This is a genomic window from Paenibacillus sp. J22P165 (assembly GCF_059692015.1).
The window spans coordinates 271,435-287,238 of sequence record NZ_JCAUAP010000008.1; the positions used below are offsets into that span (position 1 = coordinate 271,435).

Consider the following 15,804-nt stretch of genomic DNA (forward strand, 5'->3'; position numbering starts at 1 on the left):
TTCCTGTTTTAAGATTTCCATCGCCATTCCTCGATGTTATCGGTTACTGGCCAACCATGCCCATGGGGATGGATTTTTTGCTGCCCGATGTCCAGACCAGATTTAACCAAATAGAGATGATCGATATTGACCAGCCAAGCCCAAGGCGCATCACCAGCCCCACTTAACCCTGTTTCTCCATCCCATTGCGCTTTTTTCCAAAATGACCAAGCTTCTTTTTCGTTTAATGCTCGTAAGGCTTGCGTCAAATAATTTTCAACTTTCGGATTATTGTAATACCCAGGGTTGTAGTATTCGACCCCGCCAAATTTACTGCTGTATACGTTGTACATTTCAAGTGGATCATGACTGCCCCAACCAAATAGCACTGGATTAGCATGCATTTGCTTCTCAATGTCTTCCCAACTTTTCCCCTCGGCTTTCACCTGTATGCCAACCGGTTTCAGCATGTCTGCTGCCGCGATTGCAAGGGATTGACGAGTCACATCGCTAGAAGGATAGAATAGACTTAATTGTGCTTTCAGTCCTCCTTTTTCAACAACACCATCCTGATCGGAGTCGATCCATCCGTTATCAGCTAGTAGTTTCTTGGCAGCATTCACGTCTGCATCCTGAAAAACCGCCTCTTGGTTGAACCAAGGAAGTCCATCATTTAAGGTAAATGCTGGGGTACCGTGACCTTCAAGAATACCTTGTACTAATGCTTTTCTGTCTAACGCGATGTTAATCGCTTTACGCACAGATGGGTCTGCCGTAACATCGTTGCCGATAGGATAGCCTTCCTTCGTTTTGCCGCCGGATTTCATATATGGAAACATGATCCCCCGATTATCAACCGTCTTAACGGCAATCAATGCCATTCCGTTCACAGCTTGTTTGCTGAAAGCAGCAGGAATCGCAGCCATGTCAACCGTTCCTGCCTTCGCTGCCGCATATGCAGCATCCTCACCTAGGAATAGAAACGTGAGCTTTTGGAAATAGGGTTTGTTCCCGTAATAATCAGGATTTGCTTCAACAATCAATTGCTGTCCTTTATCCCATTGAACTAATTTGTAAGGACCAGATCCGATCGGTTTCCGTGAATAATCTTTTCCATGGGCATGCTTCGGAACAATACCTGTTGACACCAGCATTTGTGTAAAAGTAGATTGGGGTTCTTTCAGTGTAAATAGGATCGTCGAATCGCCCGACACTTCTACTTGCTTGAGGTTGCTCAAATCGATAGATGAGCCGCTCGCGGAAGCGGTTTGAAAGGTATATTGCACGTCTGTAGCTGTTAGAAGTTTACCATTGCTGAATTTAACATCTTTGCGAAGCTTGACTGTCCAGATTAATCCATCCTGACTTACCTCATAGCCCGTAGCTACATCATTCGTAATATTCAAATCCTTATCCCGTTTCAGCAACGTACTTTGGAATAAGGGGGAACCGTAACGCCCCCATCCTGTAGTTGGATCAAACCCCGTTTCAGGTTCGCCGCCAATGGCGAGAACAATCTCATTCTTCACCTTATCGGCACTAGGTTGTGGTTTATCTATCGTACAAGCTGTCAGTATGGCAATGACTGTCATCATCACAAAAAAAGTAAATAAACGTCGTCTCACAACTATCGCTCCTCGTAATGTTCACGTGTGCAGTGACACGATTTCATAAAATAGTAACACAACTTGCTGTCAAATTGTACTATTATTTTGCTAAAATGAACGAGTTGGAAGCCTTAATCCATGGTGAAATAAACAAAGCAGGTCGCCTAAGCGCCTGCTTTGTTTGACTTTAATCAGTTAATTTGAAGTAGGTTCAACAACGATTCCATGCTTCACCAAGAAATCTCGATCATCCCCGTAATGTTCGTTAGTTGAATTGTAGAACCAACTCTCTTGTCTTTCATATCCAAATAAGTAAGTCCATTCGACTTAACTTCAACGCGATTACTTTCCAACGCCTCCAAGGGCGGATAAATGGTTACTGTAGCTTGCTTCAATCCAGTAACAGCAATCTCACGCTCCGCTTGCTTCGTCCGTGTTGGTGAAGCGGCATGCTCTCTACAGGAAACTCGCGAACGCTCCTCCTGCTTGACGAATACGCGGCACTCTTCATGAAAGGTCCGATTAAGAGAATATAGAGCGGCTTTCTCATTGCCGCCAACAATCGTAGATTCACCAATGAGTATTGGCGAGCCATCAGGAAACTGCAGTCGCAGCTGAACCGACGTATCCTGTTTACATCCATTAAGTAAGAAGCCATTCTGATGACGAGCCACGAAGAATAAGGCCGATGGTGAATCAGATGCGCGTTTTTCCTGAAGAATCGTATAGCCGAAGTCTTGTTGTAGATATCTCAGAAGAATCGCTGCATCCCCCCACTCCTCCGCCTGCCGAACTGGCAAATGAGTGATGTCTTGACCTAAGAACGGCAAAGAGCCACGTACCCAACCTACTTTACCGCCATGCCAATCTGGTTTGGATCGCGTTAAAGCAAAGGCACGTTCTTCAGCTCCTTGTTTAGCAACCGCACAAAGGCGAGTATGAGCATCTGCTCCCTGCACTTGTTCAGCTAACCCTCCACCGGCTATCATCGCTTGATGAAGTAATTGCCTTATTCCCGCCGCACCCTCTACACGATCTTCTTCAAATGAAGCTGTCAGCTCCACATCACCATCAATCCCAGTCACTTCAGTCAAATGTAGTAACTCCAACAGAATTGGTTCTTTCACTGCGCCATAGAGAATGACTTTTCCTCCATTTTGCACATAATTAGCGACCCAAAGCGCCTTTTCTCCTGACAACCAGGAGGTTGCTACGAGCAACACCGTATCCTTCAGTTTCCGCAACGCGTTATCGTTCATAGCAAATAACTGGTCCGTGCTTATCACCGTATTCACTGGAAGACCCTGATTAATCGCATTGCGGATAAACCAGTCATGGAAAAACACATCCCCTGACGCCTCATTCGATACCTCAAGCGCTTCATGCAGTTCACGAAATGGATATAGCCAAGTCAGCAAACCTGGCTGATCCGGTGCATCCTGAAGTGCTTGGCGCAAATGCGGGATAACTTCCGCTGGACAATGTGCGTTCAATTCTCCTTTTTCCGTATCTATCGTTAAAATTTCAATGATTCCTGGCGACTCCAACTCGCCCAGCTTATTCACACGCGCAACCGATAATGGGACATAAATGTCGTGCGGTTCTCGATCATAGAGATCCCACCAAGGATTTTGCCAGAACCAAGGATCATTCGCATAAAATCGGAACGGGTATACATCGCCCGGAAGCTCTGCAATACGAGATAGATAGCCCGTTATTTCCAAACCAAAATCATAATTCAACGCGCCCCAAGGGGAGTTTGGCGGTGGAAATTCAATATATTTCTTATCGTACAACTGCTGCATCGGGATGTAATCCTTCGCCAAATCCATGCCTGTGCCAAAATTCGTACCACGTATTTCTGTGCGAACATCTGGGCATTCTTTTTTGAACAAATCCCAGAACGACATCACCTTCTCCGTCACCTCATGATAATCGGCGAGCGGCAGCTCTTGCCCGTTGTAATTAGCGCCTAAATACGTCCAAGGAAAATAAGATACGGCAAACCCATTGGAGAACCAGATATAATCAAAACCCAGCGCAGGCAGGAAGCTCGCACATTGTTTACCGAGAAACTTACCGATAGGTGTACCATCGGGAATACCCTCTGGATAACTTGCATAAGCCACAGAGTCCCCTATTAGCTTCGACCATGTACAAATGACCGTATAATCCGCTTTCAATGACACGAATTTGCCGCCGATATCCGCCTTATTGATCTCAGGGTGCAGCTTATATTTAAAATCAGAATAGGCAAACTCAGGACCAGCGTCAAACGTTGCGCCAACTTCCATGGAAACGCCGAACGTAACCGCAGCAACTCGTTTGAAGGAAGCAACAATTCGTTTCAAGTCTCCATATGTCATGCGGACAGGATCCTCCATATAGGGACGTGCACTGCGAGGATCGGACTTGCCCTGCAAGAAGCTGAAGCACTCCTCATTGGCGAACCCGATATAACGCCCCCATTCGATCTCCTGCTCCTCGTCAGCGTTCCAAGTTAAGATTTCACTGCCATCAGAAACCCATAAGAGAACAGATGCCGTCTCCCCCATCTCAATTAATGGCATCCATTGCCGGATGGCCTCCGTACAGACAGCATCTATCGCTTCTTGCTCTAGACTTTTGAACGGCTTCAAGCTCATTTCAAGCGTGGACCGCCGCAGCAGTTTCCCGCTCGTTCGCACGTGTTTCATTTCCTATGCCTCCAATCTTTCGATTAAATCTCAGATCTCAAATCTCATTAATGCGACGCATGCCCAAAACACTCTTGAATGAATAAGTGAACTCGCCGATGATGTTCTTCCCCTGTTTCATGACCAGAGAACGGATAATCGTAGATGCGTTTCGGACAAGAAAGGCGATTATATACCGCATAGACCGTGTCTGGCATGCAGATCATATCCTTCCACCCAACGGACATTAGCACGGGTACTTGAATGCGGTGAGCCAGATTTACAATGTCAAAATAGGATAACGCCGCTAATACCCCTTCCAGTTTGTCAGGGTGCCGTTTGACGAAATTGGCGATCTCCGACAAAGAGCCCGTCGAGTTTAACACCCCATACTCTAAGTGGCACATATTAGGTATACTGGCGGCCACAGCGGTAACTTTCGGGCAGAGCGCACCGGCTAGTAAGGCCATCCCGCCACCTTGGCTCGTGCCGACTGCAGCGATCCGACTCGTATCAATTTCAGGTTGTTGGTAAGCAACCTCTACCGCACGTACAACATCCATGGCTAGCCCCATGTAATAGCTTTTCTCTTTATCCAGCACGTTTCTTGACACCCAACCGTGGGCAGAACCGCTTTGATCTTGCATATAATTACCTGTCTCTCCCGTCTGTCCTCTGGCATCAATCGCCAGAACCGCGTAACCAAGCAGGAGCCATGTGGCATGGCGCTCAGGTAAGCCCTTATCTCCCCCATAGCCGGGAAAAACAATAACACATGGCGGCTTTTCAATAGCGGAAGCTCTCTCACTGTCAGGAACGAGAAACCAAGCATGAATCGGCGTCCCATCATGACCGAGATACGTCAGTTTATCGACCTTTACTGTTGGAAATAACGAGGGTTGCTTCTCTCTTCGCGTGTCGAGTGGCAGCTTGCCGATCTGTTCCAACTTATCGTTCCAGTAGGTATCGATGGTTGTCGCATCCAATGTGATCTCGGCCTGATAGTTGGCTAACTCCTTTTTTCGCTTCGCGATGACCGTCATTTGTCTAGGGATCCTCCTTCTATTGCGCCTTATAGGTGATCAGCATTTGATCGACCATCATTTTGAAAATCGTCAAATCCTGCTTATAGTCTTCCGGTGTTGTCTTCAGACTCTTATCCTGCATGATGGCTTCATGGAAGATTTCCATTTCGATCGTGTAAGGATCTTTAAAAGTCGGCCGATGAACCCGCTCCTCGTAAGCTTCTCCTACCGTTTCACCTACATGTAAAGTCGTCGGTAAATGCCGGATATACGGTGTGTTGTACTGCACTTTTAACTGTTTCGTGGATCCGAACACCTCAATATGTGCATCGAAACGCCGGTTCTGATCAAGACCAGTTTCATACGTCGCGTAGAAGCCATCGTATTCGAAAGTCGCTGCCATACACGAACCTCCTTGCCATTGCACAGCTGAAACAACGCGATTCGGAACACCAATCAGCTCGCGCATAGCTGAAATATCATGTGAACCTAGGCCAAGCAGCAACGAATACGCATTGTAAATGTCCTGCGGAACCTCACCGATCGCTTGCTTCATCAATCGTTGATGAATTGTTTTCCGTTCTACCGCCGCTTCAGCTGGAATGTCTGTAAAGCGATGCACAATGCTTGTTTGATTTGTAAAAAAATGATTCATCCCAATAATGCCTCGAATAACCGCATATTGAATGCGTCCCATATCTTTGACATCCTGGACCGCCTGTGTAAATGCTGGCGCATAGCGACGCATATAGCCGACCATGACCTTCACACCATACTCATCTCGTGCTGCAATGATGGCGTCAGCCTCTTGCTGTGTCATCGTCATCGGTTTCTCAATAAACACATGTTTCTTCTGCTCGATTGCGGCAATCGCACAAGCCGTATGGTATTCATTGCTATTTAAAATAAAAACAGCGTCAAGATCAGACTGCTTAACGAGCTCCCGTGCATCTGTGTACTGCTGGTGGACACCGTACTTAGTTCCTGCCCACTGCACTAAGCTAGGGGATATATCACAGATCGCAGCTACTTCATAGGATTGGCTTAGTGATGCTAGAATAGGCAAATGAATAATTTGAGCTACCTCACCAAGCCCAATGACCCCAACTTTAAGTTTCTTCATGTCACCAACCTACCTCCGATTTACATCGTAAAATTGATCGTTACTTCCCCTTCAGCGAATTGTCGATTGTGGAAGAGCGGTATCTACCTGAACAGTACGTTAGTTGGCAATCGATGTATATTTCAATTTAGGTCATTTTCTTTAAATACATGTGATTTCCGTTTAAAGGAACACTGTAGAATGAGCCGAAATCTTCAAAATCAGGACGGACCACCCCATCCTCGGCGTGGTCCGTTCAATCTTTTATTCTTACTGAACACTTCGTACACTTACATCATCTAAATAGTAGGAATCTGTTGCCGCTGGATTATCGGTGTAAATCAATAGAACGACATCGGTGACAGTCCCCGCTTCACTAATCGTGTAATTTCCTTGCACCTGCGTCCAAGCTGACGTACTCAAGCCAGCACTTGTCAGCATAGTCACTTGCTTCTGTACCCCATTCAACTTATATTGGATGCCCAATCGCAAGTATTCTCCAGGGGTTGATCCGGTTGCCAATTTGGCCCATGCTGAATAGTTATACGCCACGCCTTTGACTACAGGCAGTGGGACTTGAAGGCTGCCATAGCCATTCGACTTCGTAATTTTGACCGATTGTGCACCAGTGTGATGCTCGGTAGTCGATAGCAATTGGCTTATTTGCCAACCCGTGTAATGCGTCGCTGCGTCCTCAAAACTTGGATCCGTGACAAAATCCGGCCTCACTTCCACATCATCCAAATAAAAGGCTTCCGCAAGCGCAGGATTATCGGTGTAAATAAGCAGTCTGACATCACTGACTAAGCCGGATTCATTAATCGTATACGTGGTGGCCGCTTGTGACCAAGCCGTCGTCGTCAAAGTAGCACTTGATGTGAGGATGACCTGCTTCTGCACCCCGTTCAGATTGTACTGTAGTCCCAGCTTTAACACTTGCCCCGACGTAGATCCCGTTGCCAGTTTCCCCCACGCGGAATAATAGAATGGTTGGCCATTCACCACATCGAGTGGCATGTTTAGACTGCCGTAGGCATTCGTCTTCGTAAGCTTCAAGGAATGAGTTCCTGTATGCATCTGTGCATTACTTAACTGTGGCGTAACTTCCCAACCTGAATAATGCAGGTAAGAATCTTCAAAGCTTGGATCTACAATTTGATTCGCACCAACCGGAATGCCTGAGCTATCAACAGCTCGAATGCTATCAATACTGAATGTTCCCGTGGTGGTCATCATATCGAAACGAATTTGACGAATCGTCCCTGTCCATGCTGCATTTTCAAACATCGGGACATGATAAAGCGTCTGATTGCCACCATTGGTTCCAATGTAAAATTGCACAGATTTTGCTTCATCCCAACTAGTGTCGCTATTGGTGATGTAATAAATGACGCCTGCCCCTTCCGCGCTGCTAATCATTCGGATATCCAAATAAGATGCATCGCTTGCAGCAAGACCCAGCATGTCACCTGAAACGATGCCTGGATCGCTCCCAGTTGACGTTCCACTATATGAGCCGCCCGCAACCGTTAAACCGCTAATCTGCTTCACATCTGTCCAGCCCTCACTGTTTCCTGCCGTGTTGAATTCCCATGACTTGGCATAGGTTCCGGTCAACTGCGGTTTATTCCACACCTCATTCACGACTCGATCCGTTGGATAGAGAACATTGATCCGATTCTTCTGCGTGAGCGTTGGCACTGTATCGGTATGTGCTCCCCCCGTGGTGAAGGTACTTCGAATCGTGTCCATATAGCCAAATCCGTACAATCCTGTTGGCATGAGGAAATGACCTTCGCCAAATTCATTCCAATTGTCGAGCATAATGATGCTTTTACCGACAGAGCCTGCAGGCAAAGATGGAATGAACGAATTCTTCACCCAGTTCGCCAACGTGTTAAATTCGGTCACCGTCGTCCAATACCCACTCTTACCGAGCCACGGGAAGTCGTCACGCCCCATACTAAGTGTCGGAATCACATCGAGAATACCTGTGTTCTTCTGGTCAGTCATGACCTTCTCTTGCAGATTGATATGCGAGTTTACACCGCCATAGCTATACGCATAGATGGAATCAAATCCTGCTGTATTCAAATTATTTAACGCAGTTGTATCCGAGGAACTAGTCGGTGTAATGAGAATTAAATCCGTAAACCCAGCAGCTTGCACCGCTGTACGTAAGAAAGAGATCTCATTCGCAGCGGCCGCTAGGCTGCCGAAATCACGAATCAAGCCATCCAGTTTATAAATGGAGAGAACCGGTTTATTGCCAATTTTCAAATACCGAGGATCCTTGAAATAATATTCAATCCAATACGGCACGATATTGTTCTCAAAATCAGCCGCTCCTGAGGAGAACGAGCTCGTATTTTCCCACATAATTGTAAAATTCATTTGGTTGCTGTATTTGGCGTTGAAGAATCCGTCATGAAGCGCACTCCCTAAGTAAGGATCCTTAATCGGCAAGCCTTCATTTCCCCGTGGACGGAACCAGCAATAATTCTCGAAATTGACCCCATGCTCCACTTTCCACTTGATCTCCCAATCGGCTGTCTCTGGGCTTCCTTCATCATAGAAACCTAGCAGCGGCGTGCGCTCTGGATAAGGGTTTATGGCGTCCCAACCTAAATGCGTACCTTCCCGCCACATGGAGCAAGATTGCACCCCAATTTGATACGTAGGAGACGAAACTTTCACGGGAGCAGGGACATAGTCTCCTGGGAGTGGATAATCCTTATATAGTCCAATATCATCCACCCACATCAATTTGTTCGTACCGTTCGGTGCATAGAATCGAATTGTATCGATACTCGTAATCGCTGTTGTGAACGCAGCATTCGAGACCAGCAGCTTCCCATTGAGATAGATATCAGCTTTATCCGTTGACGGATGCACTTTCACCATGAACGCATACCAGACATTGGCTTTGTAATTGTAAAAGGGGACTGCAGTGCCTGAGCCGTTGACATAATTGAACTGTCCACTCGCCGTTGTCAACTTGACAGCGCTTGAACTGCCGCTTTTTAATTCAAATACCATTCCGTCTGCTTTCGTTGGAATTAAGACTTTGAACTGGAAAATCTCATCATCACTTAGCGCAGAGACGGTTTTCGATAAAGCCACACCACTTGTGGATGCTGATCCATCCAATTTCAGACTGTATACGTCTGGGCTTGTGGCGCTTTTGTTCTGCTCCACTGCGATAACACCACCTGAATTGGTCGCTGTCCAATCCGCAGGCACATTCGTCATGGTGGAAATGAATTTCTCATTCACGGAGTAACCTTTGTAAATCTGAATCGGCGTGATATAGACATCACCCGTAGATGCTGCACCTGTTTGCATATACATGCCGTTCAGTTGACTAACGCTCTGATTGAAATTTGCAGCGCTCGCCTTTAGTACACCGTTCACATAGACATCCGTTTTGTCGGTGTCAATGTTCGCGACCACTTTGATGCCGTATTCTGTATTGGCGGAGTAGGTTTGTAAGTTTTGCGCGCCTAAGGAGGTATTCAATACGAACTGATTGGAGCTCGTAGAGATGCTTACGGCTGTAGTTGCATCATTGCGCAGCTGCCATTGAAGCCCATCGATAATTGCGCCAGGTTTGAAACGAAATTCCCAGACGACAATCCCCGATGTTTGCATAACGAATTTATGATACATGGTCACAGGAAGCGTGGAGCTGGTATCGCTAAGCTTCATGTAGTTGTTGTAGGAGTAAGTCATACTTCCACCACTTTGGTTCACATCCCAACCCGACGCCGTGTATGTCGCATCTGGTTTGGCTTGCAGGAAGGAGAAATTCTCATCCAACAAATAACCGACCTGAACAGGTCCACCTTCTGCTTGCGCCGTCGAAGAAAGAATAGTGAATAGAATGAATGTACTCAACATTAATGAACAAGTGAGAACCACTCTTGCCAGGATAGATCTTATCATCACCTTGAATCCCCTCTCATAATGAAAATAACTCCTTCACTCACGTTGATTCGAGCAAGTCGATGCCATCGTAGGTGAAGGAGTGTTTGTAGGTTTTATCTCGGCCACCTTTGTGGAGATGGGGGTAATACTGGAAAAGACGCGTGAGGTTCTAGTTGGTACCAATAGGCCACCGAAGAAATATCATCCGATCGTTCAAATAGCCGCTTGCTATCATGACCGATTACTTGAATTGTCACTTTGAGATCACTTTGGAATCGAATGGGATCAGGCAAATGCCAACGATATAACCCATGCATGGGTACTTTGCTCCCATATTCACGATCTATTTTGGCGGAATCCTTGTAGTATTTGTACCCGAGAAAAGGCGTTGAATACGACTCAGGTTCTGACTCGCCTGCAAAGCACCAAGCACCTCCAACGTAATCCTCGGTGCCCGTTCCACAAATGGTTGGCCAATCCGTATCGCCATCTAGGAAGAACTTGATCTCGCCTTCCCCCCACCAGTTGCGCTCCAGCGCAGCCCAAGCCAGATAGGTGCCAATATACTGCCCAGCTCCCTCCACCCCATCCAGAATCGAATAATCCTGCCCGAGCTCTGTTTGGCGCATCCTTCGCCATTGTGCATGGAAATATGCGGCATTCGCAGGGAGATCATCCACCAATGTGTAGTTAAATGTATAGAAAAATCCATGGATATCTTCCGTGTGTTGGTTCTCGATGGTGATCTTCGCAGATTTGCGGAATGGCATTGCGAAATAGCTATTCATGCCGCCAGTTGGATTAACGGAGATTGGTAAGGAGTTGACATTCGTACGAATGCCAAAGCCATTACAGAAGAAATCGCCTAAAGGCACTTCCACAGATGGCGTGTCTTCCTCATCCCAATACATGCGTAGAACCATATCCCGCAGTATATAGTTGCCTTCCTGTGCACGATGGTGAAGTTTATCCGTGACAGTTACCCAGAAGTGCTGTAGAACACCTGGCCCTTGTATATTGGCAATGGTGACCGTCTCACCTGCCTTAATCGCGATACATGGGCGTCCTTTGCGCCCAATGCCGAGATGATTTGAAGCTTGCCCGCCTTGCCCTTTCTCACCATTCGGATTCTCAGGAGAGATGGATCGACTACGAGCGGTCGTAACGAGTGGAGCAGATGAATAATCAAACCCCATGCCAGATTGCAGATTCATAGGTAACACCTCTATTATCGTGTAGTTTATTGAAAGATTGTGCCTTTCTTCACTTCGTCGATGATGCGAACGACTTCAAGCGCCTCTTCCATCCGAATTTGAAAAGGTTGATTCAACCTATAGGAGGCATACAACTCATCCCAAATATTGAAGTTTTGTGCCGGTTTCACTAGTCTTCGCTCCTCTATCCAAACCAACTGTTCCCCGGATTCATACGTACCCGTTTTGCCGAATGCCTCTCCAGGTGTTCCCGGATTAGCTTCCAATGGAGCAAGCGGCACACTAGGATCCAAGTAGCGAAGATGAATGTCATTGTCGGTCAGTGAAAGGGCTCCTCTAGTTCCATACACCATAAAAGTAGGCGAGTTGATCGCAATCCCGCCACTTATTTCCAAATCCACGATGCGCCCGTTTTCCCCCCTCAAAATAATTTTCAAGTGATCTTCCGCATCCCCCGCGGCCACGACATGCTTCAGGTCACTCCACACATCCTTCACAGGACTTTCCAACAGCTGAAGCCCGTGATCAATAATGTGCGGTCCCCAATTTAATAGCTGGCCGCCGCCAAAAGCTTTAATCGTCTGCCAATCCGCACGTCGCTGATAGTTATGTCGCGTGAGCCGAATCTGATAGACGTCACCAAGAATGCCGCTTGCGATAATTTCGCTGACATGCAGGAAATCCGCATCAAATCGACGGTTATGACGGATGAAAATACGTCTGCCATAAGCTTCCGCAGCCTTGCTTAACTCGAGCGCTTCCTCATAGGTTTGAGCAAATGGCTTTTCAATCTGAATATCCTTGCCAGCAGCTAACGCGAGCATCCCATGAGCGTAATGGTCGCTGGAGCGAGTCGCTATATCCACTAACTCGATATCCGGATCTTGCACCATCTCTTCAATCGTCTCATAGGCGCGGATCCCGTTCTCTTCCGCGGTTTGCCGACGTAACGCAATCGGATCTGTCACTGCCGTCACGATAAACATCTCAGGCTTGTGTTTCAATTCCCCATAATGGGCGTTCCACCCAGCCCGCCCTAGCCCAGCTATACCAACTCGAATCGGCTTAATGCCTGTTTGCACATTTGATTTCTCAACTTGTTCCATCACGTTCCCCTCCTGCGTGTTAATTTAATTCACTTTCGTAACCGCGACATCATCTAGGAAATAGGAATCGGCTTGTGCCGGCAAATCGGTATAGATGAGCACAACCACATTGGTCACGGTTCCTGTCTCATTAATGGTGTAGTTCCCCGTCACTTGTTTCCAACTCGATGTATCCAAGCCAGGACTCGACATCATAATAACCTGTTTCTGCACACCGTTCAGATTGTATTGGAGCCCTAGTCTTAACACTTCGCCCGCTGTTGCCCCCGTATTCAACTTCGCCCAGGCGGAGTAATTATAGGAAACGCCTTTAACGATATTGAGCGGAATTTGAAGACTGCCGTACGCGCTTGTCTTCGTAATCTGAAGCGCCTTCGCTCCGGTGTGATGCTGCGCAGTTGTCAATACTTGCGTGATGCTCGAGCCGGGATATTGCGTCGTGCTGCCCTCAAATCCAGGATCGACAACCATGTTGGACGAATCCATCGTACGGATATAATCAATGCTGAATGATCCCACAGATTGCATCATATCTACGCGGATTTGGCGAATTGTTCCCTGCCAGTTCGCATTCTGATACATGGGAACGTTATACACGGTTTGATTACCGCTATTATGTGCGATATAGAATTTGACCAGCTTATTCTCGTCCAAGGTGGTATCTGCATTCGTTGTGAAATAAATCTGACCGACAGCTTCAACGCTGCTGCTTATGCGGATTTGCAGATAAGAGGCATGGTCGGCAGCGATCCCTAAATTAGTAGCCGATATAATGCCGGGATCCACTCCCGTTGTGGTGCCCGCATACAGTCCACCTGCAACCGTGAGTCCACTAATTTGTCCTGTGGCACTCCAGCCTTCGCTGTTACCATTCGTGTTAAACTCCCATTGCTTCGAATACATGCTCGTAAGGGGTGGTGCAGGCGGGAGCGGCGGCCAGACAGAAGTAACTGTGCGGTCTGTTGGGTAAAGTACGTTAATTCTATTCTTTTGCGTGAGCGTAGGTTGGACATCGGTATGGGCTCCAGCGGTGGTAAAAATATTTCGGAGCGCATCTAAATAACCAAACCCGTGCAGTCCTGCTGGCATCAGGAAATGCCCTTCCCCATACTCGTTCCAATTATCGAGCATGATCATTTTCTTCCCTATGCTGGTAGATGGAAGGGATGGAATAAACGTATCTCGTGTCCATCGGTTCACCATATTTTGTTCTTGCAGCTCTGCGTGGGATTCGATCGTACCGTACGTATACGTGTACACCCCATCGAAGCCTGCCGTATCCAAATCGGTTAATTTCTGCGTATCGGTGCTGCTGCTAACCGTAATAATGGTTATGCCGCTGAATCCAGCATTCTGTACGGCTGTTCTTAAATAGTTGATTTCTGTTTGCGCGTTAGCCAAGCTTCCGAAATCACGGATGAGCCCGCTGAGCTGGTATAGCGATATAACAGGTTTATTATCCATTTTCAGATACCTTGGGTCCTTGAAATAGTACTCGATCCAATACGGAATAATATTATTACGGAAATCCGCGCTGTCACTTGCATAGGAGCTTGCATTCTCCCAGGTAATGATGAACTTCATCTGATCGCTGTACTTGGCATTAAAATAACCGTCATGCAGCGCATAACCGAGGTACGGATCTTTGATCGGCAAACCTTCATTGCCTCGTGGCCGGAACCAGCAATAATTCTCGAAATTAATACCGTGCTCGACCATAAACTTAATTTCCCAATCGGCTGTTTCGGGATTCCCTTCATCGTAGTAGCCAAGGTACGGTTTACGATCTGGATCCGGATTAACGGTGTCCCAACCCAAATGATTTCCCTCTCTCCACATCGTGCAGGATTGCGCACCAATTTGGTAAGTTGGGGACGAAACTTTCGTTGGGGCTGGAACGTAATCTGCGGGAAGTGGATAATCTTTATACAGCATGACATCATCAATCCACATCAACTTATTCGCGCCTGGCGGGGTGTAGAAGTGGACAGTATCCACACTGGCGACCGTATGGAAGAGTGCGACATTTTGTACCATAAGCTTTCCATTCAGATAAATATCCGACTTGCCAGTAGCTCGGTGATAGTTGATCTTGAACGCATACCATAAGTTAGCTTTATAATTCGTATAAAAGGAAACCTCTTGCCCGGACGCATTGACATAATTGAAATTACCGCTCCCTGTTGTCAGTTGCAGTGATTCGGTCGTCCCACTGTCTAAGGAGAAATGCAAACCATCCGCTTTCGTAGGAATTAACGTCTTAAATTCGAAAACAAGATCATCGGTTTGAGCGGAAATGAATTTATCCATGGCTGTGGCACCGTTCGTACCATCCATTTTCAGACTGTATACGTCTGGTTTGGTTGCGCTATCATTTTCGACGACAGCGATGACACCTCCATTGGATGAAGCGACCCAATCTGCTGGCATATCCCCAGGACGGAGCGAGGTGAATTTCTCATTGACGAAATAGCCTTTATAGATTTTAACCGGAGCAAATAGGAAATCGCCTGTAGATGTGTTAGCTGTTTGTACCCAAAATCCATTCAACTGCGTCGCCGCATTCGTGAAGTTTGCATTACTAGCCTTTAATACACCATTGATGTAGATGTCCAGTTTATCTGTATCGATGTTAGCAATGACTTTAATACCATACTCGGTATTCGCAGCATAGGATTGCAGAATTGTGGATCCTGCCGAAGTTTCCAAGACGAGATTGCTGTTGCTTGTGGCAATACTCACCGCTGCCGTCGTTCCGTTACGTATCTGCCATTTCAATCCGTCGATCACCATCGATGGTTTAAAGCGATACTCTAGCGTCACAGATCCGCTCGTTTGTGTCACAATTTTATGATACATAGAGACATTCTGCGTTGTGCTCGTGTCTGTGATTTTCATCCAATTGTTGTAACCGTAAGTCACTGTGCCCCCACTTCGATTAATATCCCAACCGGAAGCAAGTGGAAGGTTATCAGGACCTTTGAACAGAAAGGAGAAATTCTCATCGAGCAAATAGCCGACATTGACCGGCCCGCCTTCTGCTTCCGCTTTATTGTTCCCAACCATACATAAACATAGAAACGTCACAAGTGGAAGAATCAATAAAATACCGAGTTTCATCGGAATTCTCATATGACCTGCCTCCTCATCCATCTGATGTTGATGCGAC

The 15,804-nt window shown here is 46.8% G+C and carries 8 protein-coding genes; all 8 read right to left on the reverse strand.

What is annotated here, in order from left to right:
- Positions 1-8: 8 nt before the first annotated feature.
- The 8 genes from AC58QM_RS21400 to AC58QM_RS21435 all read right to left on the reverse strand — a co-directional run bounded on the left by AC58QM_RS21400 (position 9) and on the right by AC58QM_RS21435 (position 15,767).
- The gene (locus AC58QM_RS21400; RefSeq protein ID WP_497287105.1) at positions 9-1,574 is read right to left on the reverse strand and encodes an ABC transporter substrate-binding protein; all 1,566 of its coding nucleotides are present in this window, start codon (positions 1,572-1,574) and stop codon (positions 9-11) included.
- A 242-nt stretch (positions 1,575-1,816) separates the two neighbouring features.
- Positions 1,817-4,282, reverse strand: coding sequence for a hypothetical protein (locus AC58QM_RS21405; RefSeq protein ID WP_497286882.1), 2,466 nt, complete (start codon positions 4,280-4,282; stop codon positions 1,817-1,819).
- 47 nt (positions 4,283-4,329) lie between these two features.
- Positions 4,330-5,304 carry an acetylxylan esterase gene (locus AC58QM_RS21410; RefSeq protein WP_497286883.1) on the reverse strand — a complete coding sequence of 325 codons (975 nt, stop codon included), beginning with the start codon at positions 5,302-5,304 and terminating at the stop codon, positions 4,330-4,332.
- 19 nt (positions 5,305-5,323) lie between these two features.
- Positions 5,324-6,409 carry a Gfo/Idh/MocA family protein gene (locus AC58QM_RS21415; RefSeq protein WP_497286884.1) on the reverse strand — a complete coding sequence of 362 codons (1,086 nt, stop codon included), beginning with the start codon at positions 6,407-6,409 and terminating at the stop codon, positions 5,324-5,326.
- A 249-nt stretch (positions 6,410-6,658) separates the two neighbouring features.
- Positions 6,659-10,333, reverse strand: coding sequence for a carbohydrate binding domain-containing protein (locus AC58QM_RS21420; protein ID WP_497286885.1), 3,675 nt, complete (start codon positions 10,331-10,333; stop codon positions 6,659-6,661).
- Between the two features lie 95 nt (positions 10,334-10,428).
- Positions 10,429-11,529 (reverse strand): glycoside hydrolase family 172 protein, encoded by a 1,101-nt coding sequence (locus AC58QM_RS21425; RefSeq protein ID WP_497286886.1) that lies wholly within the window; start codon positions 11,527-11,529, stop codon positions 10,429-10,431.
- A gap of 26 nt (positions 11,530-11,555) precedes the next feature.
- The gene (locus AC58QM_RS21430; RefSeq protein ID WP_497286887.1) at positions 11,556-12,635 is read right to left on the reverse strand and encodes a Gfo/Idh/MocA family protein; all 1,080 of its coding nucleotides are present in this window, start codon (positions 12,633-12,635) and stop codon (positions 11,556-11,558) included.
- Between the two features lie 24 nt (positions 12,636-12,659).
- Entirely contained in the window at positions 12,660-15,767 is a 3,108-nt protein-coding gene (locus tag AC58QM_RS21435) for a glycoside hydrolase family 99-like domain-containing protein (protein ID WP_497286888.1), read from the reverse strand.
- Positions 15,768-15,804 lie beyond the last annotated feature (37 nt).